Source organism: Arthrobacter sp. TRD_SC_6, assembly GCF_055361185.1.
Genome location: NZ_CM143953.1, coordinates 3158828 through 3183017 on the forward strand (window position 1 = coordinate 3158828; position 24190 = coordinate 3183017).

General features: G+C 64.8%; 26 protein-coding genes. 14 read left to right on the plus strand and 12 right to left on the minus strand.

The window, feature by feature from the left end:
- Positions 1-284 precede the first annotated feature (284 nt).
- The 7 genes from ACWA1U_RS14970 to ACWA1U_RS15000 are packed head-to-tail and all read left to right on the plus strand — an operon-like array spanning position 285 to position 7580.
- Positions 285-1580 carry a DUF7847 domain-containing protein gene (locus tag ACWA1U_RS14970; RefSeq protein ID WP_463722947.1) on the plus strand — a complete coding sequence of 432 codons (1296 nt, stop codon included), beginning with the start codon at positions 285-287 and terminating at the stop codon, positions 1578-1580.
- 6 nt (positions 1581-1586) lie between these two features.
- Positions 1587-2315, plus strand: coding sequence for a DUF4129 domain-containing protein (locus ACWA1U_RS14975; RefSeq protein ID WP_463722948.1), 729 nt, complete (start codon positions 1587-1589; stop codon positions 2313-2315).
- Positions 2312-3568, plus strand: coding sequence for a DUF4350 domain-containing protein (locus ACWA1U_RS14980; RefSeq protein ID WP_463722949.1), 1257 nt, complete (start codon positions 2312-2314; stop codon positions 3566-3568). Before ACWA1U_RS14975 ends, ACWA1U_RS14980 begins: the two co-directional genes overlap by 4 nt.
- Positions 3565-4617 (plus strand): AAA family ATPase, encoded by a 1053-nt coding sequence (locus tag ACWA1U_RS14985; RefSeq protein ID WP_463722950.1) that lies wholly within the window; start codon positions 3565-3567, stop codon positions 4615-4617. Before ACWA1U_RS14980 ends, ACWA1U_RS14985 begins: the two co-directional genes overlap by 4 nt.
- Positions 4618-4630: 13 nt before the next feature.
- A complete protein-coding gene (locus ACWA1U_RS14990; protein WP_463722951.1) occupies positions 4631-5923 on the plus strand; it encodes a DUF58 domain-containing protein in 1293 nt (430 codons plus the stop codon).
- Positions 5924-5925: 2 nt separating this feature from the next.
- Complete coding sequence (locus ACWA1U_RS14995; RefSeq protein WP_463722952.1) at positions 5926-6909, plus strand: phosphotransferase family protein; 984 nt, start codon at positions 5926-5928, stop codon at positions 6907-6909.
- Positions 6906-7580 carry a DUF4166 domain-containing protein gene (locus tag ACWA1U_RS15000; protein ID WP_463722953.1) on the plus strand — a complete coding sequence of 225 codons (675 nt, stop codon included), beginning with the start codon at positions 6906-6908 and terminating at the stop codon, positions 7578-7580. Before ACWA1U_RS14995 ends, ACWA1U_RS15000 begins: the two co-directional genes overlap by 4 nt.
- A gap of 10 nt (positions 7581-7590) precedes the next feature.
- Here the strand turns inward: ACWA1U_RS15000 and ACWA1U_RS15005 are convergent, their stop codons facing one another.
- The 4 genes from ACWA1U_RS15005 to ACWA1U_RS15020 all read right to left on the minus strand — a co-directional run bounded on the left by ACWA1U_RS15005 (position 7591) and on the right by ACWA1U_RS15020 (position 11434).
- Entirely contained in the window at positions 7591-8607 is a 1017-nt protein-coding gene (locus tag ACWA1U_RS15005; protein WP_463722954.1) for a uroporphyrinogen decarboxylase/cobalamine-independent methonine synthase family protein, read from the minus strand.
- Positions 8600-8983, minus strand: coding sequence for a chorismate mutase (locus tag ACWA1U_RS15010; protein ID WP_463722955.1), 384 nt, complete (start codon positions 8981-8983; stop codon positions 8600-8602). Before ACWA1U_RS15010 ends, ACWA1U_RS15005 begins: the two co-directional genes overlap by 8 nt.
- 76 nt (positions 8984-9059) lie before the next feature.
- The gene (gene mnmA, locus ACWA1U_RS15015; protein ID WP_463722956.1) at positions 9060-10199 is read right to left on the minus strand and encodes a tRNA 2-thiouridine(34) synthase MnmA; all 1140 of its coding nucleotides are present in this window, start codon (positions 10197-10199) and stop codon (positions 9060-9062) included.
- A gap of 29 nt (positions 10200-10228) precedes the next feature.
- Positions 10229-11434, minus strand: coding sequence for a cysteine desulfurase family protein (locus ACWA1U_RS15020; protein ID WP_463722957.1), 1206 nt, complete (start codon positions 11432-11434; stop codon positions 10229-10231).
- Between the two features lie 75 nt (positions 11435-11509).
- Here ACWA1U_RS15020 and folP point away from each other — a divergent pair, with 75 nt between their 5' ends.
- Both folP and ACWA1U_RS15030 read left to right on the plus strand, forming a co-directional pair.
- Positions 11510-12454, plus strand: a complete 945-nt coding sequence (gene folP / locus ACWA1U_RS15025) for a dihydropteroate synthase (RefSeq protein ID WP_463722958.1) — start codon at positions 11510-11512, stop codon at positions 12452-12454.
- Positions 12451-13197: a pyrimidine reductase family protein gene (locus tag ACWA1U_RS15030; RefSeq protein ID WP_463722959.1), complete on the plus strand. Its 747-nt coding sequence runs from the start codon at positions 12451-12453 to the stop codon at positions 13195-13197. The genes folP and ACWA1U_RS15030 overlap by 4 nt, the downstream gene beginning before the upstream one ends.
- Here ACWA1U_RS15030 and ACWA1U_RS15035 read toward each other — a convergent pair.
- The 4 genes from ACWA1U_RS15035 to ACWA1U_RS15050 all read right to left on the minus strand — a co-directional run bounded on the left by ACWA1U_RS15035 (position 13194) and on the right by ACWA1U_RS15050 (position 15476).
- A complete protein-coding gene (locus ACWA1U_RS15035) occupies positions 13194-13892 on the minus strand; it encodes a hypothetical protein (protein ID WP_463722960.1) in 699 nt (232 codons plus the stop codon). The two genes, ACWA1U_RS15030 and ACWA1U_RS15035, sit on opposite strands and share 4 nt — an antisense overlap.
- Before the next feature lie 116 nt (positions 13893-14008).
- A complete protein-coding gene (locus tag ACWA1U_RS15040; protein WP_463725062.1) occupies positions 14009-14647 on the minus strand; it encodes a diacylglycerol/lipid kinase family protein in 639 nt (212 codons plus the stop codon).
- Positions 14530-14898: a diacylglycerol kinase family protein gene (locus tag ACWA1U_RS15045; protein ID WP_463722961.1), complete on the minus strand. Its 369-nt coding sequence runs from the start codon at positions 14896-14898 to the stop codon at positions 14530-14532. The genes ACWA1U_RS15040 and ACWA1U_RS15045 overlap by 118 nt, the downstream gene beginning before the upstream one ends.
- On the minus strand, positions 14895-15476 hold the full coding sequence (locus ACWA1U_RS15050) for a pentapeptide repeat-containing protein (RefSeq protein ID WP_463722962.1): 582 nt from the start codon (positions 15474-15476) through the stop codon (positions 14895-14897). Before ACWA1U_RS15050 ends, ACWA1U_RS15045 begins: the two co-directional genes overlap by 4 nt.
- Positions 15477-15640: 164 nt before the next feature.
- Between ACWA1U_RS15050 and ACWA1U_RS15055 the strand changes: the two genes are divergently transcribed.
- From ACWA1U_RS15055 to ACWA1U_RS15075, 5 genes are all read left to right on the plus strand, one after another.
- Positions 15641-16597 carry a J domain-containing protein gene (locus tag ACWA1U_RS15055; protein WP_463722963.1) on the plus strand — a complete coding sequence of 319 codons (957 nt, stop codon included), beginning with the start codon at positions 15641-15643 and terminating at the stop codon, positions 16595-16597.
- 9 nt (positions 16598-16606) lie between these two features.
- Positions 16607-17101, plus strand: coding sequence for a tRNA (cytidine(34)-2'-O)-methyltransferase (locus ACWA1U_RS15060; RefSeq protein WP_463722964.1), 495 nt, complete (start codon positions 16607-16609; stop codon positions 17099-17101).
- On the plus strand, positions 17098-17907 hold the full coding sequence (locus tag ACWA1U_RS15065) for a class I SAM-dependent methyltransferase (RefSeq protein ID WP_463722965.1): 810 nt from the start codon (positions 17098-17100) through the stop codon (positions 17905-17907). The genes ACWA1U_RS15060 and ACWA1U_RS15065 overlap by 4 nt, the downstream gene beginning before the upstream one ends.
- Before the next feature lie 279 nt (positions 17908-18186).
- Positions 18187-18804, plus strand: a complete 618-nt coding sequence (sigK, locus tag ACWA1U_RS15070; protein WP_463722966.1) for an ECF RNA polymerase sigma factor SigK — start codon at positions 18187-18189, stop codon at positions 18802-18804.
- Positions 18805-18820: 16 nt separating this feature from the next.
- Positions 18821-19612: an anti-sigma factor gene (locus tag ACWA1U_RS15075; protein ID WP_463722967.1), complete on the plus strand. Its 792-nt coding sequence runs from the start codon at positions 18821-18823 to the stop codon at positions 19610-19612.
- A 65-nt stretch (positions 19613-19677) separates the two neighbouring features.
- Here the strand turns inward: ACWA1U_RS15075 and ACWA1U_RS15080 are convergent, their stop codons facing one another.
- The 4 genes from ACWA1U_RS15080 to ACWA1U_RS15095 all read right to left on the minus strand — a co-directional run bounded on the left by ACWA1U_RS15080 (position 19678) and on the right by ACWA1U_RS15095 (position 23934).
- Positions 19678-20436: a PIG-L deacetylase family protein gene (locus tag ACWA1U_RS15080; protein WP_463722968.1), complete on the minus strand. Its 759-nt coding sequence runs from the start codon at positions 20434-20436 to the stop codon at positions 19678-19680.
- Between the two features lie 2 nt (positions 20437-20438).
- The gene (locus ACWA1U_RS15085; RefSeq protein ID WP_463722969.1) at positions 20439-21386 is read right to left on the minus strand and encodes an electron transfer flavoprotein subunit alpha/FixB family protein; all 948 of its coding nucleotides are present in this window, start codon (positions 21384-21386) and stop codon (positions 20439-20441) included.
- A gap of 41 nt (positions 21387-21427) precedes the next feature.
- Complete coding sequence (locus ACWA1U_RS15090) at positions 21428-22252, minus strand: electron transfer flavoprotein subunit beta/FixA family protein (protein ID WP_463722970.1); 825 nt, start codon at positions 22250-22252, stop codon at positions 21428-21430.
- Positions 22253-22386: 134 nt separating this feature from the next.
- Positions 22387-23934, minus strand: coding sequence for a S1C family serine protease (locus tag ACWA1U_RS15095; RefSeq protein ID WP_463722971.1), 1548 nt, complete (start codon positions 23932-23934; stop codon positions 22387-22389).
- Between the last annotated feature and the right edge of the window lie 256 nt (positions 23935-24190).

The window sequence follows — 24190 nt, forward strand, 5'->3', positions numbered from 1 at the left end:
AGCTATTAGCCCCAGCCGGCGGACCTTTGTCATCCTAGAGGACGATTGCGGACGGATTCGGAGCCGGGACAATGGTTCGTGTTGCCACGCAGCACGGTTTACCGCATTCCGGCGGCGCCCGGCACCAAAACGTCAGGGCCGGTAACTATAGTCAGGTGTAGAGGTTCATTCGGTGAACCAACGTTGGGGGTCGGCAGTGCGTGCCGTCGAAACCGCGCGTTGCTTCCCAGAGGTTCGGACACACTCGTAGTACTGCAGTTCAGAATCGCGCGTAAGGGGAAATCATGAGCGGGAATGTACCGGGCGGGACACCCGGGGAACGGCCTTGGGAGGCTCCTTCCGGAAATCCCCCTCCCCAGCAACCACAGTGGGGTCAGAACCCGCCTCCTCAGCCACAATGGGGCCAGAACCAGCCATGGCCATCGCAACCCGGCTTCCAGGGTCAGGGTTGGCCAGCCACTCCCCCCGGAAGGTTTCCGGGTTATCAGGCGCCCCCGAAGCCCGGCATCATTCCCCTGAGGCCGCTGGGCCTGGGCGAGATACTCGACGGCGCTTTCCAGGCGTGCCGCCGTAATCCGCTTGCTACCTTCGGAACAGCAATCCTTTTTCAGGTGATCGTTGCCGTCATCACCGTCCTGCTAACCATCGGGCTGGTCGGATCGCTGGCCAGCCTGACCCCCAACACTGCGTCGATTGGCGAGATCACGGGCACCGTCTCGTCGATCCTCTCGGTCACATCGGTGCTGGTCCTGCTCACATCCGTCGGTGTCCTGATCCTTCAAGGCGTGCTGATCATTCCCATCGCCCGTGCGGTCCTCGACGAACGCACCGGCTTCGGAACCATGTGGAAGCTCGCCGGTCGCCGTATCCTTCCGCTCCTCGGCCTCGGCGGGCTGCTGTTGCTGCTCTGGACCGTCTCGATCACCATTCTGGTAGTCATCTTCGTGGGCCTGGCGCTCGCCCTTGAAGAAGGCTCCATAGCAATCATCATTCTTGGCACACTCGCAGCAGTCGCTGCCGCCATCTGGCTCAACATCAAATGGGTGATGGCACCTGCGGTTCTGATGCTGGAGGGCGTAGGGCCCATCACGGCGCTTCGCCGTTCCTGGACGCTCACCACGGCCAACTGGTGGCGCACCTTCGGGATTCTCATCCTGACCGCGATCATCGTCTCAATCATCACCCAGGTTGTCACCGCCCCTCTTTCGTTTATCGCGTTCGGGCTCGGATCCTTCTCCACGTCGGCAACCTCCGCGGAGTCCGCGATGCTCGAATCCATTCCAATCCTGCTGATCACCCAGGCAATCGTCGCGGTTTTCACCGCAATCGGCTTCGCCTTCCAGGCCGGAGTGACTGCCCTGCTCTACGTCGATCTGCGCATCCGGAGGGAAGGATTCGACGTCGTACTGCTGCGTGAAAACGAAGCCCGCGCCGCAGGGCAATCCCAGGCCATTCCGGGACAGTCTGCCAGCCAGTTCAAGGGTCAGTTCGGCCAGTTTGGCGATCAGCCACAGGGACAGCCTGGAAGCCAGTTCGGCCATCCCGGTTCACAGCGGCACGTCGATGGCCCTGGAACCTGATCATTCATGCCTCTTCCCGCGCTACCTTCAACGCAGGCGATAAGCCTGCGCTCAGGACCCTACGTACCGCAAGGCCCCAGCCTGCCCGGGACAGTACCGGTTGAACCCGACGCTGAGCAAGCGCGCCAACTCCTCCAGGATGAGCTCGCCAACGGAATCTACCAACAGGCAGAGCCAACCTTGCTGGAGCGGGTGTGGACCGCCATCCTCAACTGGCTGGGAGAAGTACTCGGCCAGATTCGCAGCGTCGACGCCGGTTTGGGAACCATCCTGCTGGCAGCCGGCGCCGTCGTCATCATCCTTGTGGCCGTCCTGTTGATTCGACCCCGCCTCAACGCCCGCCGGAAACGGGCTGAGCCCTCCGTGTTCGACCAGGACGCGCGCCTTTCGGCCCAGGCGCACCGTGATCTTGCGGACGCGGCAGCGGCGAAGGGAAAATGGGATGACGCCCTCACCGAGCGTTTCCGCGCCATCACCAGGGCAGCGGAGGAACGGTTGGTGATCGACGAGCTACCTGGGCGCACTGCCGGCGAGGTCTCCGCCCGCCTGCAGGCAGCATTCTCCCCGCTCATTTCCGACATCTCCTGGTTGGCAACGCGCTTCAACGAGGTCCACTACGGTGCACGTCCCGCTGGGGCGCAGGACTTCGAGCGTGCGGTGCAACTGGACTCGGAACTGGCCCACTCCCAACCCCAACGCTCGGGTACGTCGGCACAGTGGACGGCGCCGGTATGAGTGGATCACCAACAACAACGCCAGCAACGACGGCGGTGCCTCCCGGCGCTGAGGACCGCATCGAAGCGAGGAAGACCGGAGAAATAGTTGGAGACGGCGGCAGCGTTCGCCGGACCGTCACCGGCCGCCTTCTTCGCGCGCGGCCGTGGCTCATTCTCGGAACACTCCTGCTGGCGGCAGTGATCTTCGGCGTCCTTACTGCCGGATCCGGCGAGCGCAGGGCTCTGGCACCGGACAATCCCGAACCAGAGGGCGCACGCGCCGTCGCAGAGGTGCTGAAGCGCTCGGGGGTCGAGTTGGTTCAGGCACCTTCCCTGGCCGAGGCGGAGGAAGCCCTTCGGGGTGACGGCGACACGCTCCTGCTTCATGACCCGGACGGCTGGCTCAGCGCCGAACAGCTCGCGCGGCTGGGATCCGGCGTAGCGGACCGTCTGGTGCTGGTTGAACCAAGCCTGCCCATGCTCACCGAGTTGGCCCCCGGTATCCGAGCTGCCGGCCTGGTTCCAACATCATCCGGGGGGTCCCTTGAGGCGCAGTGCAGCGACGGGGACGCCACCGCAGCTGGCGAGACCACCGCGGGTGGCAGGACCTACCGGGGAGACGTCACCTGCTTTGTTGGGCGCCAGGACGGCGGAGCAGCACCCGCCGGCACGCTGGCCACCGCTGCAGGCGGGGACGTTGTGGTGCTTGGTAACGGCGCTATCCTCAGCAATGGCACCATCGAGGAGCATGGAAATGCCGCTCTTGCACTCCGTTCCCTGGGCAGCACGCCCACCCTCGTCTGGTACCAGCCCACACCTGAAGATCTGACCCCAATCGCGACGGCGCCCGACCCACTGACACTGCTGCCTGCATTCGTGGACCCGCTGATGTTGTGGCTTCTGATCACGGCGCTACTCGCGATTGCCTGGCGAGCCCGCCGATTGGGACCCCTTGTCTCGGAGCCGCTGCCCGTCGTCGTGCGTTCGGCTGAGACCGCAGCCGGGAGGGCCCGCCTCTACCAGGACGCGAAGGCAGTGGAACATGCTGCGGACACGCTACGAGCCGGTTCCCTGAGCCGCATTGCCGCCATCCTTCGTGTTTCCCCGTCCGGCTCCCGTGCCGAAGTGGTTGCCGCCGCCGCACGGAAGACGGGCCGCGATTTCAGCGACCTTGACCGACTACTGAATACCTACACGCCACGCTCTGACGCCCATTTGGTGCGCTGGAGTCAGGAACTGGAAGACCTCGAACAGGAGATCCGACCCGCATGAACCAGCAGCACCCTGCACAGTCCGCCCCACCCACCTACCCACCCGGACAGAACCCGCCCGCCGCGGGTGCGCAAGCTACGGCTGAACCCAGCGGCAGTGCTGACGAGTCGCGCCGAGCCCTGGTGGCGGTTCGGGATGAAGTGGCGAAGGCGGTCGTCGGGCAGGATGCCGCGGTGACCGGGCTGCTGATCGCCTTGCTGGCAAAGGGCCATGTGCTCCTCGAAGGTGTACCGGGCGTCGCCAAGACGCTCATGGTGCGTACCCTTTCCGCGGCGCTCAGCCTCGACACCAAGCGTGTGCAGTTCACCCCCGATTTGATGCCCGGTGACGTGACCGGCTCCCTGATCTATGAGTCCCGCACAGGGGAGTTCACCTTCCGTGAGGGCCCGGTCTTCACGAACATCCTCCTTGCCGACGAGATCAACCGCACTCCCCCGAAAACCCAGGCATCCCTCCTTGAGGCGATGGAGGAGCGGCAGGTCTCGGTTGACGGCGTCACCAGGCCACTGCCCAGCCCGTTCATCGTGGCCGCCACCCAGAACCCGGTGGAGTATGAGGGCACCTATCCTTTGCCTGAAGCCCAGCTGGACCGGTTCCTGTTGAAGCTGACGCTGCCGCTGCCTGAGCGTGATGACGAAATCGAGGTCATCCGCCGGCACAGCTCGGGCTTCGATCCACGCAACCTCCGCGAAGCAGGGGTGCGTGCGGTCGCAGGAGAAGCGGACCTCGCCCTGGCACGGCATTCGGTGCAGCAGGTGAGCATTGCTCCTGAGGTCATCGGGTACATCGTGGACGTGGTCCGCGCAACCCGCACAGCGCCGTCGTTCCAGCTCGGTGTCTCCCCCCGCGGCGCGACCGCCCTGCTGAACACGTCCCGCGCGTGGGCATGGCTTGCTGGCCGTGACTTCGTGACCCCTGACGACGTCAAGGCGCTCACTCTTCCGGCCCTGCGCCACCGCGTGGCCCTCCGGCCGGAAGCTCAAATGGACGGCGTGAGCGTAGACAGCGTTCTCGGCAACATCCTCGCGACCGTCCCGGTTCCCCGGTGACGGCAGTCTTCCTATGAGCATCACGTCCCGACTGGTTCTTCTCGCGCTGCTTGGCGTTCTTCCCGTGATCCTCTTTCCGGGCGCTGTGTCCATAGTGGTGTGGCTGGGCGTGCTCGTGTCCGGAGCCCTCGTGGACCTGCTGCTTGCAGCTTCGCCCAGGAAGGTCGGGGTGGAGCGTTCGCTACCTGAAACAGTGCGGTTGACCGAGCAGTGTGTGAGCTCACTGACGGTGAGGAATCACTCCGGACGAAAGCTACGCGGCTGGGTGAGGGAGGGCTGGCAACCGTCCGCGGGTGCGCAGAATCCGGTGCAGGACCTGCTCGTGCCAAGGGGTGAAGCCAGGCGTGTCCAGGTAACGCTTATCCCAAGCCGCCGCGGAGACTTACAGGTGCACCATGTAACGATCCGCAGTGCAGGGCCGCTCGGACTTGCGGCACGGCAGCTGACCATCGCGACGCCGGGCAGCATCCGCGTGCTCCCCCCATTCCATTCAAAGCGCCTCCTGCCATCCAAGCTGCGCAGGCTCCGTGAGCTCGACGGGCGGGCGGCAGTGCAGATCCGCGGCGCCGGAACCGAGTTTGACTCGCTGCGCGACTACGTCCGCGGCGACGACGTCCGGTCCATAGACTGGCGCGCCACCGCACGGCGCCGGGACACAGTTGTCCGGACGTGGAGGCCTGAACGCGACCGCAGGGTCGTCATCGTGTTGGACACATCCCGCACTTCGGCTGCGCGCATCGATGATGAGCCACGCCTGGACACAGGCATTGAAGCATCCCTGCTGCTTGCCGTCCTCGCCGAACGGGGCGGTGACCGCGTGGACTTCCTTGCCTTTGACCGCAGGCCCCGCGCTCGGGTGCAGTCAGCGGCGAAGGGGAACCTGCTTGGGTCCCTGGTCAAGGCAATGGCGCCTCTCGATTCCGAGTTGATCGAAGCTGACTTCTCACAGATCCCCGCCCAGGTGCGCTCAATCTCTTCCCATCGCTCGCTGGTAGTGCTCCTGACCGCACTGGACTCCGGCGCAGTGGAAGAGGGCCTTCTCCCGATCCTGCCGTCACTTTCCTCGCAGCACCTGGTGGTGGTGGCATCCGTCCGCGACCCGCGCCTTGACGAACTGCGCCGGGAGCGCACGACGGCGGCCGAGACTTTCCGGGCGGCCGCCGCCGAGCGCGCACTGTTGGACCGCGCGGCCATCCGGTTGCGGCTGAACCAACTGGGCGCCGAAGTAGTCGACGAGCCGCCGCATGAACTCCCCTCCAAACTGGCCGACCTATACATCCGGTTGAAGGCAGCAGGCAGACTGTAGGCATGCCGGAGCAACCCGAGCCATTCGACTACACTCGCACCGCCCGCCGCCAGAGCTGGAGTGCGCTTCCAGCGGCGGTGCGGTCCGCTGTGGAAACTGAGTTGGGAGGTGCCGTCCATGAGGTTCGGTCTGCCGGGGGCGGCTTCACCCACGGTTTCGCGGCGGTAATCGAATCGTCGGGCCGCAGCCTGTTCGTGAAGGCGGCGCCGCAGTCTGACCCGTTTATCTATGACGCCTACTCAAGGGAACGGCAGGTGCTCGGCGGCCTGCCGGTCGAGTTGCCAATTCCGCGGCTTCTCACCGCGCTTACCGTGCTGGACGATGAAGAGTGGCAAGCGCTTTGCTTCGAGCCCATCGCCGGGTACATGCCCGGGTCTCCGTGGGTGACCGAGGATCTCACGGAGATACATACCAGCCTGGTGCTGGTGCAGAGGGCGTTGGCCAAGCTGCCCATCCAGCTCACTGGAGGCCCGATGTCCGCCGGGCTGTCCGATGAACCAGAGGTGAGCTCTGTCTTCGGCCGACTGCGCGGCAGCGTCGAACTACCGGACTTCCTTCCCTCCTGGGCCGGCGCGAGGCTCGAGGAACTTCAGGACTTGTGCAACGCAAGTGCCGCGGCGCTTCAGGGGGATGCGATCCTGCACAATGATCTCCGCGCGGACAACATCATCATCCGCCGCAGTGATAGCCAGGCGTTGATCTGCGACTGGAATTTCCTCGCGCACGGGCCCAGCTGGGCCGATTGGGTGGGGCTGCTGGTGTATGCGCGGCACGGCGGGATCGATCCAGCACCGTGGTTGCGCGACTCGCCGCTCTCGGCGGGCGCCAACCCAAACGACGTCGACAGCTGGCTCGCGATCCTTGCCGCCTACATGACCCACTATGGGATGCAACCTGATATTCCCTCCAGCCCGCTACTGCGCGCCCACGGACGCTTCACAGCCAGAATCGCCCTCGATTGGCTCGGAGAAAGGAGATGGCCATGACGTCATCGATCTACCAGTTGGCACTCGGATCTCAATTCCGGCGCCTCCAGCCGGAACTGCAGGAGTACTTCAGCCTTCACCAGGACAGTGGCTCCTACGGGCTGGGCGAGGGACTTTTCTCGGTTGCGGGTAGCCCGTCACCCATCCTGAGACCCGTATTCGCCGCGTTGAAGGATGAAAATACGTTCTTTCCCGAACATGAAAACGACGTCCCCTTCACCATCCGCAACTGGGCGCACCGCGATCCATACGGCAGGGCATCACTTACGGCCCGGCGGGAACTGCGCTTCAGCAGCGTCACCCGTGTCTTCGAGGACACCACCTCGTGGGCCTCGAACGGGCTGGTGGATTACCTCGGCGTTCACCGGCGGGTAGCCACCGCGCTGACCTGCACCGTCACCGCTGAGGGACGCCTGCGGATGATTTCAGACAGGACCCGCTTGTTCCTCGGCCCCGCCCGCCTGCCGATTCCCGACCGCGTCGGCGCCCAGGCTTATGTGGAGCAGTGGTGGGATGACGCCGAGGGCCGCTTCCGCATCTCGAGCAACGTGATACACCGGCAGTTGGGCACGGTCCTGGTGTATGCGGGCTGGTTCACCTACCGGTTCGTCGATTACGACGGCGGCGTCCCCGACGAGGCTATTCCCGCCCGCTGGGAGCGCCGAGTCTGAAGGAAGCCGGTCAGGCGTCGGCGATGGCCTGGTTGAGCGCGTCGGCTCCCTGATTTAGGTAGGCAAGCAACTGTCGCGCCGCGTCGGGCCCCTGATCTGCAAGCCCGGTAGCGGGTGTAAGCCTTATTCCGCTCAACGAGGGAACCGCCAGACCTATCCCGCGCCACGGACGCAGCAGCGCCTCAGCCGTTTCCTGCGCTTTCGGCGGACCGACGGCTGACGTCCCCACGCCGGCCCAGAATTCCCGGCCACCCTCGATTAGCTCTGCCATGGTCTCCCATGACTTTGGATCAGCGCCCGCCACCGGTACAGCGAAATCGACTCCCGGTGTCCGCACAAGAAGACGCAGTGGCGCAACGTCGCGCAGGGCGAGCACGACGGCGGCACCAACTCCCCGCGCAGCCTCGGCGAGCGTCGTCCAGGCTTCGATGACCTCGTGCTCAGGTACGGAGCGCAGCGTACGGTAGCCGCTTGAGGTGGGAATAGTACCGCTCAGGATGTCGGTGATTTCGGGTTCGTCGAGCTGCAGCACCAATCCCGCCCCGGGGCAGGCTGCTCCGGCCCGTTGCAGCAGGGTCCTCACCCCATCCGCCAGCGCGTCCCTCAGGTCCCTGCGTGCACCATGGTCGAGTAATGCCCGTTCCCCGTTGTGCAGGTGAAGGTTGGCTGCCATGGACAGCGGGCCCCGGCAATGCACTTTCAGCTCCGCCGCCGGCGAGGCTTCAGCACCGGCAACATCCGCAAGCGCGTTGAGGTCCGAGGACAGTGCCGATACGGCACGGCGGAGATCCTTGCCCGGACGATCAACGAGCCGCCAGCCGTGGGGTTGGACATCAACGGGAAGCCCGCCCAGCAGCGCCGCTGTCCTGCCGACGTCGTCGCTTCCCAATCCCCGCTGCGGAAGGGAGGGAAGGAAGGGCAGGTTCGGGGCGCCGAGTTCTCCACGGATAACCCGCAACGCTTCCAGCGGATCCTCGCCGGGCCAGTCGCCGAGGGCGGTGACCGTTACGCCACTGATGTTATGCATCGGGGGTTGGATCCTGCGGCGTCTGCGAAGAGTGGGACTGGGAAATGTCCTGATGGTGCCGGATTACTTCGGAAATGATGAAGTTGAGGAACTTCTCGGCGAAGGCTGGATCGAGGTGAGCTTCCCCGGCAAGGGCGCGCAGGCGGGCGATCTGCGCTGATTCACGCGCAGGGTCGGCCGGGGGCAGCTGGTGCTCGGCCTTCAGGTATCCCACCCGCTGAGTTGCCTTGAAACGCTCGGCGAGAAGATAAACCAGGGTCGCGTCAATATTGTCGATGCTGCCGCGGACTGCAAGCAGCTCCTTCATCACGGCGGGATCAACTTCACCCACCAGGGAGCTTGCGGTGGGGTCGAAATCCCTGGTCTCTTCAGTCATGGTTCCAGTTAAGCAGATGTACGCGGACGCTCATTCCATTGTGTCGTGGACAGCGCATGGACCGTTGCGGCGAACCTCAACGCATGGGTGCGAGATCCGGGCGCTCAAGTGAGCGCGCGGAATCAAGCGTGGCCTGACCGAGCACGCGGGAACCCTGGTAAATCACCACGGTCTGGCCGGGAGCGACACCACGCATCGGCTCAATCAAGCGAACCACCAGTAACTGGCGGCCGTCGTCGTCGTGCTCCACCCAGGCGCGTGCGTCAACCGGATCTCCGTGCGCGCGGACCTGCGCCATGCACTCGAACTCGTCCCCGCTCTCGACGGCGGGAATGGGCAGGCCGGCCCAGGAGACTTTGATTCCTCGGAGCTGGTCCACGGCGAGCATGCGCTCCGGGCCGACAACAACCTTATTTTCCTTCGGCCGGATCTCGAGCACGAACCGCGGCTTGCCGTCGGGTGCCGGGCGGCCGAGCTTGAGGCCTTTGCGCTGGCCCACGGTGAAGGCATTCGCGCCGGGGTGGGTACCGAGAGTCTCGCCATCCACGTCGACGATGTCCCCCTCGGTCAGCTCGATGCGCTCCTCAAGCCACCCGCGGGTGTCGCCGTCGGGGATGAAGCAGATGTCGTGGCTGTCCGGCTTATTCGCCACCGACAGACCGCGCCGCTCCGCTTCCGCGCGGACTTCGGCTTTCGACGGCGTTTCGGCAAGCGGAAACATCGAGTGCTTGAGCTGCTCGTGAGTCAGGACGCCCAGCACGTAGGACTGATCCTTGGCCCAGTCCGCGGCGCGGTGCAGCTCTCGCGTCCCGTCCACGTTCTCGATGACCTTGGCGTAGTGCCCTGTGCAGACGGCATCGAACCCGAGAGCCAGTGCCTTTTCCAGCAGCGCCGCGAATTTGATCCGCTCGTTGCAGCGCATGCACGGGTTGGGCGTGCGGCCGGCCGCGTACTCCGCAATGAAGTCATCCACCACGTCTTCCTTGAACCGCTCCGAGAAATCCCACACGTAGTAAGGGATCCCGAGGATGTCGCAGGCCCGCCACGCATCACGGCTGTCCTCGATGGTGCAGCAACCACGGCTGCCGGTGCGCAGGGTCCCCGGCATGCGTGAGAGCGCGAGATGGACGCCGACGACGTCGTGCCCTGCCTCAACGGCGCGGGCAGCCGCGACGGCGGAGTCAACTCCGCCGCTCATTGCTGCGAGTACCTTCATAGTTCCTTGTTCCTCATCGGTTAGTCCGGCTACAGGCCGGTGCCCGCCGTCTGGATGGACGAAGCGTGAGCCGACATTCCGGCCTTGCGTGCGCGCTCATAGGCCTCGGGGAGCACGGCCACCAATGTGTCAACGTCATCCTGCGTGGATGTATGCCCCAGGCTGAACCGCTGTGCGCCGCGGGCCTCGCTTTCGCTCAACCCCATGGCCAGCAGCACATGGGAGGGCCGGGGCACGCCAGCCGTGCACGCCGACCCCGTGGACGATTCAACGCCGGCGACGTCAAGCAGGAAAAGCAGCGAGTCCCCTTCACACCCCGGGAAGGTGAAGTGCGCGTTCCCCGGTAGCCGCGTGGTGCGTGAACCGCGCAGCACCGCGGTGGGAATGCCGCGTGCGACGCCGGCAATCAGGCGGTCGCGGAGCCCTGCAATGCGCGCCGCTTCACCAGGAAGGCGAGCGACGGCGTCGTCTGCTGCGGCCGCGAAAGCTGCGATTCCCGCGGCGTCCAGGGTCCCGGACCGGATGTCGCGTTCCTGCCCGCCGCCGTGCTGGACCGGAGTCAGCTTCACTGCGCGACCCACGAAGAGCGCTCCTACGCCAACCGGTCCACCTAGCTTGTGGCCGCTGACCGCCATGGTTGCCAGACCTGAATCCGCGAAGGACACGGGCACAGAGCCGAACGCCTGCACGGCGTCTGCGTGCACCGGAATGCCATATTCAGCGGCCGCTGCAGTGATCTCGGCAACGGGCTGCAGCGACCCGACTTCGTTGTTTGCCCACATCACTGTGAGCAGCGCGACGTCGTCGGTGCCGTCGTCGAGAATCCGCCGCAGCGCGCCCAGGTCCAGGACGCCGTCGCCGTCTACGGGCAGCCAGGTGACCTGTGCCCCCTCGTGCTGCGCCAGCCACTCGACGGCGTCCTGGACGGCGTGGTGCTCGATGGAGCTGCACAGGATTCGCGTGCGGCCGGGGTCAGCGGCACGCCGGGCCCAAAAGAGCCCCTTGACGGCGAGGTTGTCGGCTTCGGTTCCGCCTGAGGTGAATATTACTTCGGAAGGGTGCGCTCCCGCCGCCCGGGCCAAAGCCTCCCTCGCGTCCTCAACCACCCTGCGGGCGCGGCGACCCGAGCCGTGCAGCGAAGAGGGGTTGCCGCTACGGCTGAGTTCGGTGGTGAGTGCGGCGAGCGCGGGCGCCGAAAGTGGCGTGGTCGCCGCGTGATCGAGATACACGGGCACCGGCCAATTCTACCGCCGGGACCCGTCGAAGCCGAACCTGTGCATCCGCACGATGGGGGCTGGTATGAATGAGCTGTGGATGAATCTTCCCTACGTGCTGCCGCACCGGCGGCCGCACCGACGTTCCTGCCGGCGTTTTTGCACCCCCGCCACGCCTTCGGGAACCGGACCATCGACTTCGACCGCCAGATAGCGCTGATGGCGATCATCAACCGGACACCGGACTCCTTCTACGACGGCGGCCGCACCTTTGCCCTGCAGGCTGCCGTGGATGCTTCCCTGAGGGCCGTAGCCGACGGCGCCGACTGGGTGGACATTGGCGGAGCGCCCTTCTCCCCCGGCCCGCTCATCCCGGCAGCGGAGGAAGCCAACCGAATCGTGCCGGTGATCGAACACGTGCGTGCGGCTTCCGACGTCGTTATCTCAGCCGACACGTTCCTCCCTGAGGTTGCGGAGCAGGCGATCAAGGCTGGGGCCAACGTCATCAACGACACTACGGGCCTGCGAAACCGCGACCTGGCGTCAGTCATCGCGGACACTGGCGCCCACGTCGTCATCACTCACAGCCTGGCCGAGCCGCGAAAGGTCCTGGGGCGTCCGGCGTACCGCGACGTCGTGGCGGAAGTGGCCGAGTTCCTCCTGCGGCAGGCGGACCTGGCCGTAGCCCTGGGAATCGGCGCGGACCGCATCATCATCGATCCTGGCCACGACCTGAACAAGAATACCCTGCACTCCCTGGCGATAACCCGCCGTTTCAGTGAGATTGCCGGCCTTGGCTTCCCCACCCTCGCGGCAGTGTCGAACAAGGATTTCATTGGAGAAACCCTCGACCTGCCCAAGGACGCGCGGGTGGAAGGATCATTAGCCGCCGCAGTCATGTGCGCCATGGGAGGCGCCCGGATTCTGCGGATGCACAACGTTGCCGCCTCGCGCTCGGCCATCGACCTGGTGGAAGCGGTGATGGGGTGGCGCGAACCGGCCTACCTAAAACACAACATGGGAGACGTCAACACACCGTGATTGATCAACTCATCCCGCGCAGCGCCAATGACCTTTCCGATGACCAGATCCTCGACCTCTACGCCTACCCGGCGGACCGGCCCTGGATGCGGTTTAACTTCATCGCCAGCCTCGACGGGTCGGCGACTTTCGACGGCGTTTCGGCGCCTCTGGGGAACGACGGCGACCGCCGGCTGTTCGGGCTGATCCGCCGCTTGTGCGACACCATCCTGGTGGGCGCAGGCACCGTGCGCGCCGAGGGGTATGCCGGCCCGCTCGTCGCTGGGGAGGACGTGCAGTGGCGCACGCACCACGGGCTCACGCCGCACCCCGGCCTTGCCATCATCTCCGGGTCGCTGGACCTTGACCCGGCCGCGGATCTGTTCGCCCGCGCTCCGGTCCGCCCCGTGATCTTCACGGCTGCCTCAGCCGGAACCGGCCGGAGGGACGCGCTCTCCGAGGTTGCCGACGTCGTCGTTCTCGGGGAGGAAAGCGTTGACAGTGCGCGCTGCGCCGCGTGGCTGAGCGAACAGGGGAAGGGCCGCGTGCTGTGCGAAGGGGGACCTGCGGTCTTCGGGGCGTTCATTGCTGAAAACTGCGTTGACGAACTGTGCCTCTCGGTGAGTCCGCTGCTCACCGGTGCCCAGGGTGCGCCTATAGCAGCCGGTCCAACGAATCTCGAGTTGCGACACTTTGCGCTGCACTCGCTGCTGACCTCAGGGTCCGCCCTCTACGGGCGTTGGGTACGGGCCGGGGAACGTTAGCCCGGCGGGACCACCGAGATCCGGCTGCGGATGTCGGCTACTGCGCCGGTGAGGCCCTCGTTCGTTGGGCAGGAAACCGTGAACGCCAAGCCGGTACCCGTGGCGTGGAATAGCCGCAGGGACAGGGCAGTGGCAGGTGTCTCCTTCGTGGCGTCCTGGATGTAGGTCAGGAACTCGATCGACGCCGTCGCATCTCCGGGCGTTTCACCCCACAGCCAGCTGGTGGGAACGAGGTACTCGGGCAGGATGCTCGGGTCCATGAACCGGAACAGTGCTTCCGTGGACGCCTGGTCATCGCCTGCGACGACCAACGGGGCCTGGGCTGACGTGTAACGCAGGGACACCGTGCACCCGGCCGTGCTCACGTAGACCGACTCACCGTTGACCAGCAACTTGGTCTGCTTCCATCCCTCGGCGCGGGAAATTGCGTCCGAGAACGCGACCATATCCGCGGCTTCGATGTATCCCCCGCGCTTGAAGGTCATGTCCTCACCGACAATCTTCGCCCGCGGAAGCGGCGGCAGTTCAGCGGTCACAGCGGACGACGACGGCACCGGGCTCGCAGGGAGGGACGTGCCCGCCGTCGGACCAGTTCCGCCAGGGGAAACCGGCACCTCAATCTGGCATCCCGCCAGCAAGGGCGCCACCGCGATCAGCACCATACTGCGCAGGAGCAGACCGCGCGGCTCACCCATCGCTCTTCGCTCCTGTCCTTGTGCTTTTATACCCTCAAACCTACCGATCCACTCTAGAGGCTCCCGCCCGCAGACCCCATGGGGAGCTGTCCCCATCTGCAGGCAGCCTGTGACGGTCAGGCCAGCACACGTAGCGCTAGCGGCTCAACGCGGATGGTCACGGGAGCCGACCCCACCGGTTCCCCATCAGCGAAGAGCGCTACTCCTGGCGCGGCAATGGTCAGCTCGGTGACACGGCTGAGGTGCACTGGGCGCAACTTAGTGTGCCTGCCGAAGAAGATGAGGGGAAAGAGCAGCAACAGTTTCAGACGCGGCATGGGATCGACCAACAGCAGGTCGAGCTGGCCGTCGTCGGTCCGTGCATCTGGAGCAACGGCCATACCGCCACCAATCGAGCGCATGTTCGACACGCACAACACCGTCGCCCGGCTCACCCGATGCCGCCCGTCAATCACCAGTTCGTAGGAAGGCGCTCTGAAGAACGGCAACTCCCGCAACAACGCGAGCACGTACTTCGCGCTCCCCCGCGGCTTCGACCAGCTGTTAGCGCGGGCATTCACCACGGCGTCGAGGCCCGCCGAACACGAAGCGGCGAACCACACGTCAGAGCGGCCGACGGCGGTGATTCGGCCAAGGTCTATCCTCCGGGGCTCCCGTTCGAGCTGAGCGACCAGGGCGACAGCGGCTCTGGCGGGTCTCCGGACTGGGAGCCCCAGTGAGCGGGCGGCGTCGTTTCCTGAGCCCGCCGGAACAATACCGAGCGTATGGACGTGCCAGCAACAGCGTTCACTCCGAGGTGGACCATCCCGTCGCCGCCAACCACGATGAGCGCGTCTGGTCGCTCACTCACCACCACGCGGAGCCGGTCACCCAACGCCACCATCCCCGGTGCCACAATCATTTCCACACTGTGGCCCGCCTGTGTCAGCGCGGCCGAGGCTATGCGGGCCGCCGCCGGACCAGCACCGGAGCCTGCCTGCGGATTGACTGCGAGAATGAGCCTCAACGGATGACCGCACCGTAGGCAACAGCTACGTCGAGCGCCTGTCCAGCGTCGATCACGGCTCCGCGTACGTTGAAGTTCTCGGCGTCTATCCCGCTGAGGTCGCTGCCCCGGAGGTCGGCCGCTCTGAGTACTGCCCCGTTCCAGGCGACGCTGGAGAGACGGCAGTCCCGCAACTGCACGCGCTTGAGGTTGGCGTTGGAGAAGTCCGCCTCTGAGAAGTTCACGTCCGTGAAGGTACTACCCTCCAGGTCAGCACCTGAAAACGAAATAAAGGACCACGTCCCGCCACGCACTTCGATGGGCTTGAGTGCTGATCTCGTGAATGTGCTGCCGGTGAACCTGCACGCTTCGAAGACAGCGTCGAAGAAGTTGCAGTTCTCAAAGCGGCAGTTGTCGAAGGCACTGTTCGTATGCGTGGAGACATTGAACTTGACGTTCCGGAAGACGCACCCGCTGAAAACCGAGCCATTGCTGCGCATCTCAGTGAAGTCACAGTCAATGAAGTGCAGCCCGGCGTGATCCTCCCGATCGCTGTCCCTGCCGTACCAGTCCAGTCCGCTCTGTACGTTCGTGCTCATCGCCATGGTCCCGATGCTAGCGCCCGCCAGGCTTCGGTTCATCGGGGGCCGGCCGCGGGCGGCTCGCCTCACGCCATTTGCCGGAGGTGAGCGCACCGTTTACAGTCAAGCGCGGGGACCCCTCCGCCCGAGGATCCTGCACCCACCTGCCCTGAAAGGCCGACATGCCTGCTCCTGAACGCACGTACTATGCCGTGCTGGGGCTGACCTGGAGCGCCTCCGGGAAGCAGGTGAAGGATGCATACCGGAGAGCTGCACGCTCCGCCCATCCGGACCAGGGCGGCAGCGCCGAGCTCTTCCACGAGGTGGCAGTGGCGTATGAAACCCTCTCAGACCCGGAGCGCCGTCGTCGTTATGACCGGACGCTGGGCCATAGGGAGCCGTCGGGTCCCACGCAGCCTGCGCCACCGCCGTCGCAAGCGCGCGCTGGAGCCAAGCCCGCCGCTCCCGCGACGACGGACGCGTTCGCCCAGGCTGCACGCTATGAGCCGCCCTACGCGGCTTCCTCTGGAACCGGGACAGTTGCGAATTCGGTGCCCCGGACCGTCGCGGGGCAGCAGGTGCACGGCGACGCGCGGCAGCCGGGCCGGCTTGCCCGCCTGCGGTCCGGAACAACGGCAAGGTACGACGGCGAACGCGCCACCGCGCGCCTCGTCGAGGGCAGCCTGCTGCAGGGGTTCCCCGCAGCGCGCCTGGTCAATGGCCTGCACTTCAGTTCAGGCCCCGAAGCGGGCCATGCCCTCCTGGCTGGGTACCGCATAGCCGTGATCGACTCGCTCATGGCGCCGCCGGGAAACTACGCGTGGGACGGGCAGCAGTTGCGGCACCGCGGCCGGCCTGCCGGGGATGTGCGGATGGCTCAAACCGTGCGCTGGGTCCAGGAATTATTCCCGGAGTGCAACGTGCGCGGGTGGCTGGTGCTGCACGGCGCACCGGACAATCCGTTCGAGCCCATCATCGATTACCCGCCCACCCTTGACCGCTCCGGCCTGGTTTCCGTACACGTCACCAATCCGGGCACGTTGTTGAGGGAAGTGCGGCAATTCCTGTCCGATGGCCCGCAGCCCAATACCGTCCAGGTGCCCGTGCTGTCGCGGCTGCTCAGCGCCGCTGGCCGCTAGGATTGCCCAGTGCTCCGCATACTTTTCTACACCCCAGAGATTCCAGGCAATACCGGCAACGCCATCCGCCTCGCCGCTGTAACCGGCGCGGAACTCCATCTGGTGGAACCGCTGGGTTTTGACCTGGACGACGCAAAGCTTCGACGTGCTGGGCTGGATTACCACGACCTTGCTGTGTTGACCGTTCATCCGGATCTCCCGACAGCCCTCGCCGCGCTGCGACCGAAGCGCCTCTTCGCGTACACCTCTGATGGGGACGCCACCTACTCGGACATCACCTACCAACCCGGTGATGTTCTTCTGTTCGGCCCGGAATCGGTGGGACTGCCGGATGCCGTGAAGAACCTCCCCGAGGTTACTGCGCGGGTCCGCCTGCCTATGTTGCCCTCGCGGCGCTCGCTGAACCTGGCGAATGCAGCCTCGATTGTGGTTTACGAAGCCTGGCGTCAATTAGGCTTCGCGGGAGCACCCGAGAGCCGCACGAATGTAAAGGAAACCACATGACTGCGCACAAGTTGCACGTCGGAAATCTGTTCGACGACGGCGCGGAGCACTTCGAGCGCCTGGCTCCCGCACTGTGGAACGTCATGGGTAATGCGGTGGTTGCAGCAGCTGACCTGCACGTGGGCGAAAATGTGCTCGACGCCTGCTGCGGCAGCGGTGCCAGCACCATCCCGGCCGCGCAGCTTGTCGGCTCCGAAGGGCACGTTGACGCCGTCGACCTCTCAAAGGAAATGCTCAGCCTCGCTGCCGCGAAGGCCTCCGCACTCGGTATCGGCACGGTGGACTTCCGGGAAGCAGACGTGTCCGCCTGGACTGCTGATGGGACCCCTTACGATGCCGTGCTCTGCTGCTACGGATTGTTCTTCCTCCCCGACATGGCAACTGCCACCCGTCACCTTGGCGGGCTGTTGCGGGACGGCGGCAGGCTGGCCATGAGTACGTGGCAGGGGCAGGCGCACGAGCCTTTTGCCACCCTCCTACAGGAAGCGGCCTGGGCGGAGCAGCCTCATCTGCGGGAGCTTCCCGAGCCCACCCCCACCCGTCAGCTTGCCGAAATTTCCTCGGCAGAGAAGCTTGAGGACTTCCTGCTGCGACAGGGCTTCGCCTCCGTCGAGGTGCATGACGCGCCGCTTCAGGTTCCCCTGGACCATGACCTGGCCTGGACCCTTGTCCTTGGCAGCGGCTACCGCCACCTGCTTCCGGCTGATGAGGAAGGGCGCGCCCGGGTCCAGGAGCAGTTCCTGGCATCGCTGGAAAAAGACTTCACGCTGAACGCCAACTCGCTGATCGCGGTTGCAACGCGTTAACAGTCTGTGGCGGCGCCCATCCGGATGTGAACCTGTTCCGAATTATAGGTGTCAACAGTTGCTGGTGGCTCGGTTGGATTCGACTTCGTGATCTCACGCTTGTGGGTCCAACTGTTTACTGCAGCTACAGACGGAGGCACCGAACGCTTATTTGAGTGCTTCCTCTAGGAACGGCGGGCGGAGCGGATGAATGGAGTGCGCACAGGTGCGGCAACACTGACACGCACTCATGGTCACCGTGTTCTGGATAAACATCCGGGCGCTTTATGCTTGAAACCTATGGATACGCCACGTGTAAGCCGGATGACCCCTGCGGGACCGGATGCTGAACAGACGGGTGAGCCCGCTGGTTCAGCACCCGCTTTGGCCCGGCTCCTGCATAGAGTCGCGCAAAAGGACGAGCAAGCCTTTGCTGAGTTCTATGCGCAGACCTCCCGCCGGGTCTACGGTTTGGCGAGGCGGGTGCTGATCGACCCCGAGTTGAGTGAAGACACAACGCAGGAGGTCTACCTGCAGGTATGGAACATGGCAGACCGGTTCAATCCGGAGGCCGGCAGTCCCATGGCCTGGCTCATGACCCTCGCTCATCGTCGGGCTGTGGACAAAGTCCGGTCGGAACAGAGCTCCAGCCAACGCGAGGCCCGCTATGGCGCGGCCATGCAGGTCAAAGACCACGACGACGTCGTCGACACCGTCACCCAGCGGCTGGAAGCCGAAGCTGTTGTGCATTGTCTCGACACACTGACTGACACACAGCGCGAGTCCGTAAGGCTCGCGTACTACGGGGGGCTGACCTACCGCGAGGTCGCCGAGAAGCTCGAAGTCGCGGTACCAACCATCAAATCCCGCATCCGCGACGGTTTGATCCGACTGAAAACCTGTTTGGGGGTGAACTGAGATGCAGGACAAGGATATGAACAAGCAGTTTGCAGACAATCTTCAACAGGACCTGGCCAATGGCCTGGCCCTTGAGTGGGCTGAGATGTACGCCCTGGATGCTGTGAGCGAAGAGGAGCGCACCACACTCGAGGACTACATCTCAGGCGCCGCTCCAAATGAACGTGCGGCTTTTGACCTACGGGTCCGGTCGGCACAGGAGACACTGGTCCAGGCATACGCCGTTGATGAAGCGGATCCGCCTTCGGGCTTGCTCGACAGGATCATCGGCAACCTGCCCCGGGAAGAGGTTGCGACACATTCTCCTGCGCCCGCTGCCGATGCACCCGTTGACGAGTTGACGGCTCGCCGTGAGCAGCGCCGCAAGCCCTCGGCTGCACGCTGGCTCATGGCTGCCGCCGCGGCCGTCATCGTCGCAGTCGGAGGTGTGACCGTCGCCCAGAACCTGCAGCCATCTTCCGTCCAGGAGGAGATCCTGCAGGCTGCCGACCTACAGCGGCAGCAGATAGCCATCGGTGAGACAGGGACAGCAGAACTGGCCTTCTCGTCATCGGAAGATGCCGCCGTCGTCACGCTGGATGGTGTGCCTGCTCCGCCGGAAGGCAAGGTCTACCAGATGTGGCGAGTGCCCGCAGATGGTGCCTCGCCGGAGTCGCTCGGCACAATGACGGGTGAGGACGTAGCTCACACCGAACTCACGGTTGAGGGCATCAACGCCTATCAAGGCCTCGCAATCACGGTTGAGCCCGAAGGCGGGTCTGAATCGCCTACGCTGCCCATGGTGGCCGAGATTCCGTTCAGCGCCTAACCTAATCAGCACAGCAGGGGGTGTCGCATCACGCGGCACCCCTCCCTGTTCTTGGGTCCGGAACTTCAGAAGCCCGCGATGGTGTCTTCCGTGTTGACCGGCACCGCTTGGAACAGTTCTGCGCTATGCCCCTCCGGCAGGCCTGCCCGCTTGGCGTTCGCGCTGAGGAAGCCGCGGACGGATCGGTCCATCCGCTCGATGTCCGGGTGCTGGCTGGCGTGGAAATGCAGTGCCCGCATTTTGTCTTCCACATGATCGGTCATGTCGACGAAGTGGTTCTCCAGCTGGGTTGGCCCGCCGATGAACCACAGCCAGGGAACCCTGTACGCCTCAAGCCCTTCCGCCGCCAGCTGCGGGAACGCGTAGGGGTTCTCCGCTGCCGGATAGACCGCACGGGTGACAGCCTCTCCGCAGGCAAGATGGTCGGGGTGGCTTTTCTGGATCCGGTCCCAGTTCCGCTCGGGGTGCATCGAGAGCACAATGTCCGGGCGCTCACGGCGGATCAGTTCGACCACGCCGGCCACCACCTCACCACTTGGTTCGAGTAAACCGTCACGGTGACCCAGGAAGTGCACGGTTTCAACGCCAACCATCCGGGCGGCGGAGCGCTGCTCTTCACGCCGGCGTTCCACGATGTTATGCCGGTGATCGTCGGAGAACCCACCGGCGTCGCCGTCGGTCATAATGCAGTAACTGACGACGACGCCAGCGGCCGTCCACTGCGCGATGGTGCCGGCAGCCCCGAAGTCGATGTCGTCGGGGTGCGCAACAAAACAGAGAACACGGCGCGGGTTGTGGCGCGCCGCTGGTGAGGATACGTCCACTTCTAGCCCTTGCGCCGCTTGATTTCTTCGGTGGCTTGGGGAAGCACGGTTTTGAGGTCGCCGACGATGCCGAAGTCCGCGATTTCGAAGACCGGGGCATCGGCGTCTTTGTTGACGGCCACAATTATCCTTGCCGTCTGCATGCCTGACTTCTGCTGAATTGCTCCGGAAATACCGGCCGAGATGTAGAGCTGCGGGGAGACGGTCTTACCGGTCTGCCCAACCTGGGCGGAGTGCTCAATCCAACCGGCGTCCGTGGCTGCGCGGGATGCTCCGACCGCTCCTCCCAACGCGTCCGCCAGGTCCTCGACGGGACCGAAGTCGCCGTCGACGCCGCGCCCGCCGGCTACAACGACGGGAGCCTCATCCAGGCTTGGCCGGCCGCTGGCCGCTTTGTCCGTCCGGCCAGTGATGCGCGCCGCGGCAACCGGCTGTGGAACGTCCAGCAAGTGGCGGACAGGTGCCTGGCCCGCGGCGGGCGATGCTGCTTCGACGCTGTTTGCCTTCACGGTGATGATGGGCGTTCCGCTGGTGACAGTTGCCTCGACGCTGTAGGAGCCCGCGAAGACGGACTTGGTTACCCGGAAGTCTGCCGTCACCGCCACGGCGTCGGTGATCACGCCTGAAGAAAGCCGGATTCCGGTACGCGCCGCGATCTCCCGGGCCTCGAATGTATTACCGAGTAGGACGACGTCGGCTTCGGAGGCTCCGGCGGCCGTGGCGAGGAACGCAGCCTTGCCGGCGACCAGAACGGCACTGAGTTCGTCGTTGGAGGACTGGTAAAGGTGCTCCACACCGTAGGCGCCAAGTTCATCCAGCACAGCAGGTGAAACTTCGCCGACCAGCGCTGCCGCGGTTGTCCCGAGGCTGCCTGCGAGGGTGAGTAGCTCGCGGTCGGTCTTGTGGAGGGACTCCCCCGGGTTGTCTATGTAGACAAGGACGGTTGCCATAGCAAAAGGCTCCTTCGAGTAGGTTCCGCTGGGCGGGTCGGTCAGAGCAGTTTCTGCTCGGCAAGGAAGTCGACCAGACGGATGCCGGCATCGCCTTCGTCAGTGATGATGGTGCCCTGTGAGCGGGGCGGCCGTTGCTGTGCGTCCTCCACCCGGGTCCACGCGCCGGCGTGCCCAACCTCCGATGGATCCAACCCGATGTCCGCCAGCGAGAGGGTAGCGATGGTCTTCTTCTTCGCCGCCATAATCCCCTTGAAGTTGGGGTAGCGGGGCTCGTTGATCTGGTCAGTCACGGAAACCACGGCAGGAACCGCGCTCTCCAGGTTCTCGGCGAAGTGATCGCTTTCACGGCGGGCACTCAGGTGCCAGGCGCCGTCGTCGTTCCTCAGGTCCAGGCTGGAAGCGAACGTCACCTGTGGCAGGTCCAGCAGCTCGGCTAGCTGCGCGGGCACGAGGGAGGTCTCACCATCGGTCGATGACATGCCGGTCAGCACCAGGTCCACCGCGCCGAGATGGCGAACAACGGCCGCGAGTGCCTTCGAGGTGCCGGAAGCGTCGGAGCCGGCGAGAGCCTCATCGAGGAGATGGACGCCGTCGTGGGCGCCTATCTGGAGTGCCTTCTTGACGGCGTTGGCCGCGGCTGGCGGCCCCACCGTCACTGCTGTGACGGTATGCCCGGCAGCCTGCCCGCCGTGAGCCTCCGTGATCTGTAGCGCAGCTTCCAGCGCATATTCATCCAGCTCGGAAAGAATGCTCTCCGAGCGGTCCGTGGTGTTAGCGCTGCCAGTCAAATGGCGGTCGAACTGGGCGTCCGGTACGTACTTCACCAAAACCGCGATTTTCAGCGCGGATCCTGTCTCTCCCATTGCTGCCTTTCCTACGGCTTCTAGCTGCCCGCACACAAGCTAACCACACGCTTTAGCCGTTTACGTCAGGCATAAGACGTAAGCAGCAGCCCCCCGTAAAGAAGGGCTGCTGCTCCGCTCTACCGGTCCAGTCGTCAGTCGGTTGCCGGCGGCTGGGTGACCGTCACGTCAAGGGTGATAGTTTCGCCGCCCCGCACCAGCTCGACCTGGGTGGTATCTCCGGCGGCGATCATACGAACGGCCGCCGTCAGGGCCTGTGGGTCCTCGATGGAGAGTTCCCCGACCTTCGTGATGACATCGCCTTCCCGGAGTTCCGCAGCTTCCGCGGGGCTGCCGGGCTCAACTGATTGAACCTCCGCTCCGACGGAGAATGCACTGCCGCCTTCGGAGCTGCCGGAGGCTGCCGGCCCAACGCTGACGCCAAGGAACCCGTGGGTGGCTTCGCCGTTGGCGATGATTTCCTCTGCGACGCGCTTGCCGTAGTTGATCGGGATGGAGAAGCCGACGCCGATATTGCCCGCGCTCTCCCCTGAACCCGCTGAGGCAATGGCAACGTTCACGCCGATAATCCGGCCTTCGGAATCGACGAGAGCACCGCCCGAGTTGCCCTGGTTGATCGCGGCGTCGGTCTGGATCACGTTCAGGTAGATGGAACCCTGGCTGCCCTGCTGCGGCGCCTGGGATCCGTCCGGCGGGAGGAAGTTGAAACCATCGCCGGGATCCTGCTGGGGTGCGTCCGTCTGTTCCTCGGGTACAGCTGAGGACTGAACGCTGATGGTCCGGTTGAGGGTGGAGATAATGCCATCGGTGACCGTTCCGCTCAGTCCGAGCGGAGCGCCGATAGCGATCGCGACGTCTCCCACGTTGAGTTCCGATGAGTCCGCAAGGGTTGCGGGCTGCAGATCCGGGGCGTCGATCTTGATCACAGCGAGGTCAGAGAGGGGGTCCGTGCCGACAACCTCGGCCGCGAACACCTGGCCGTCATTGGTGCGAACTTCCACGGCAGGCTCGGAGACCTGGCCCCCGAGCGTCACCACGTGGGTGTTGGTCAGGATGTGGCCCTCGGCGTCAATGATGATTCCGGAGCCCGAGCCGCTGGATGATCCGCCGTTGACAGAAATGGTGACAACGCTGGGTGAGGCTTTCGCCGCTGCACCAGTGATCTCGTTGACGCTTTCCGTGTCATTGACGACGACTGATTGCGGCTGCGTGGTGCTGGTGTTCTGGCCGTTGGCGCCGTCGTCGAAGAAGGCATCGGTAGCGACCGCGACTGTACCGCCCAGCAGCCCTGCGACGAGCATCCCTGAGATGAAGGTGCCAGCGCCCACATGCCTCTTGTCCCGCTTCTTGCGGGGCTTTGGGTAGGCGGGCGCCGGGTGGCCGTACACGTCGCCGAATGAACCGGCGTACTGGTGCTGTGCTGGCGCTTCCGGGTGGCTGCCCGACGGGGCACCGTACTGCTGCTCCGCGAACTGCTGGGTGTGCTGATGGCTTTCCGGTGCGGGCTCACCCATTCCGGGGTGGGCGGTCGCCTCTTGGTCCTGCGCCTGTTGCGACTGGTTCGCTTCTTGGTGGCTCTGGTTAGCCTCGTCCTGGCTCTGGCTCTGGTTCTGGTTATGGCTCGGGGGATTCTGTGGGCGTGGCGGAAGCGGTCCGTACGAACCGGCGTTGTTCTCGGTCATCGGTTGTCCTTTCACTGATGCTTCCCTGAACTATGCCAAACCATCCTGAAGTAACGGCTGACGTTTCCTGTACGAGCGCTGTGAACTAACCGTATGGATTCGCTTCTCGGGGACGACCGTCGGCTCCCACCGTTTCGCTGGAGGCATACCCCCGTTGGTGGACTGCCCCTGAACCGCACCATAGAATCGCAGTGAGGCGGGACATGGGGTGCGGCCTGGACGCACTGATGTTTCAGCTGGTTCCCGGAACGCCCGG

Bases quoted from the DNA above. Each gene is read 5' to 3' on its own strand.
- ACWA1U_RS15090 (WP_463722970.1), bottom strand. From the start codon at position 22,252: ATGGGAGAGACAGGATCCGCGCTGAAAATCGCGGTTTTGGTGAAGTAC.
- ACWA1U_RS15000 (WP_463722953.1), top strand. From the start codon at position 6,906: ATGACGTCATCGATCTACCAGTTGGCACTCGGATCTCAATTCCGGCGC.
- ACWA1U_RS14980 (WP_463722949.1), top strand. From the start codon at position 2,312: ATGAGTGGATCACCAACAACAACGCCAGCAACGACGGCGGTGCCTCCC.
- ACWA1U_RS15065 (WP_463722965.1), top strand. From the start codon at position 17,098: ATGACTGCGCACAAGTTGCACGTCGGAAATCTGTTCGACGACGGCGCG.
- ACWA1U_RS14970 (WP_463722947.1), top strand. From the start codon at position 285: ATGAGCGGGAATGTACCGGGCGGGACACCCGGGGAACGGCCTTGGGAG.
- ACWA1U_RS15005 (WP_463722954.1), bottom strand. From the start codon at position 8,607: ATGCATAACATCAGTGGCGTAACGGTCACCGCCCTCGGCGACTGGCCC.
- ACWA1U_RS15010 (WP_463722955.1), bottom strand. From the start codon at position 8,983: ATGACTGAAGAGACCAGGGATTTCGACCCCACCGCAAGCTCCCTGGTG.
- ACWA1U_RS14990 (WP_463722951.1), top strand. From the start codon at position 4,631: ATGAGCATCACGTCCCGACTGGTTCTTCTCGCGCTGCTTGGCGTTCTT.
- sigK (WP_463722966.1), top strand. From the start codon at position 18,187: ATGGATACGCCACGTGTAAGCCGGATGACCCCTGCGGGACCGGATGCT.
- ACWA1U_RS15035 (WP_463722960.1), bottom strand. From the start codon at position 13,892: ATGGGTGAGCCGCGCGGTCTGCTCCTGCGCAGTATGGTGCTGATCGCG.
- ACWA1U_RS14975 (WP_463722948.1), top strand. From the start codon at position 1,587: ATGCCTCTTCCCGCGCTACCTTCAACGCAGGCGATAAGCCTGCGCTCA.
- ACWA1U_RS15095 (WP_463722971.1), bottom strand. From the start codon at position 23,934: ATGACCGAGAACAACGCCGGTTCGTACGGACCGCTTCCGCCACGCCCA.
- ACWA1U_RS14995 (WP_463722952.1), top strand. From the start codon at position 5,926: ATGCCGGAGCAACCCGAGCCATTCGACTACACTCGCACCGCCCGCCGC.
- ACWA1U_RS14985 (WP_463722950.1), top strand. From the start codon at position 3,565: ATGAACCAGCAGCACCCTGCACAGTCCGCCCCACCCACCTACCCACCC.
- ACWA1U_RS15050 (WP_463722962.1), bottom strand. From the start codon at position 15,476: ATGAGCACGAACGTACAGAGCGGACTGGACTGGTACGGCAGGGACAGC.
- ACWA1U_RS15075 (WP_463722967.1), top strand. From the start codon at position 18,821: ATGAACAAGCAGTTTGCAGACAATCTTCAACAGGACCTGGCCAATGGC.
- mnmA (WP_463722956.1), bottom strand. From the start codon at position 10,199: ATGAAGGTACTCGCAGCAATGAGCGGCGGAGTTGACTCCGCCGTCGCG.
- ACWA1U_RS15085 (WP_463722969.1), bottom strand. From the start codon at position 21,386: ATGGCAACCGTCCTTGTCTACATAGACAACCCGGGGGAGTCCCTCCAC.
- ACWA1U_RS15055 (WP_463722963.1), top strand. From the start codon at position 15,641: ATGCCTGCTCCTGAACGCACGTACTATGCCGTGCTGGGGCTGACCTGG.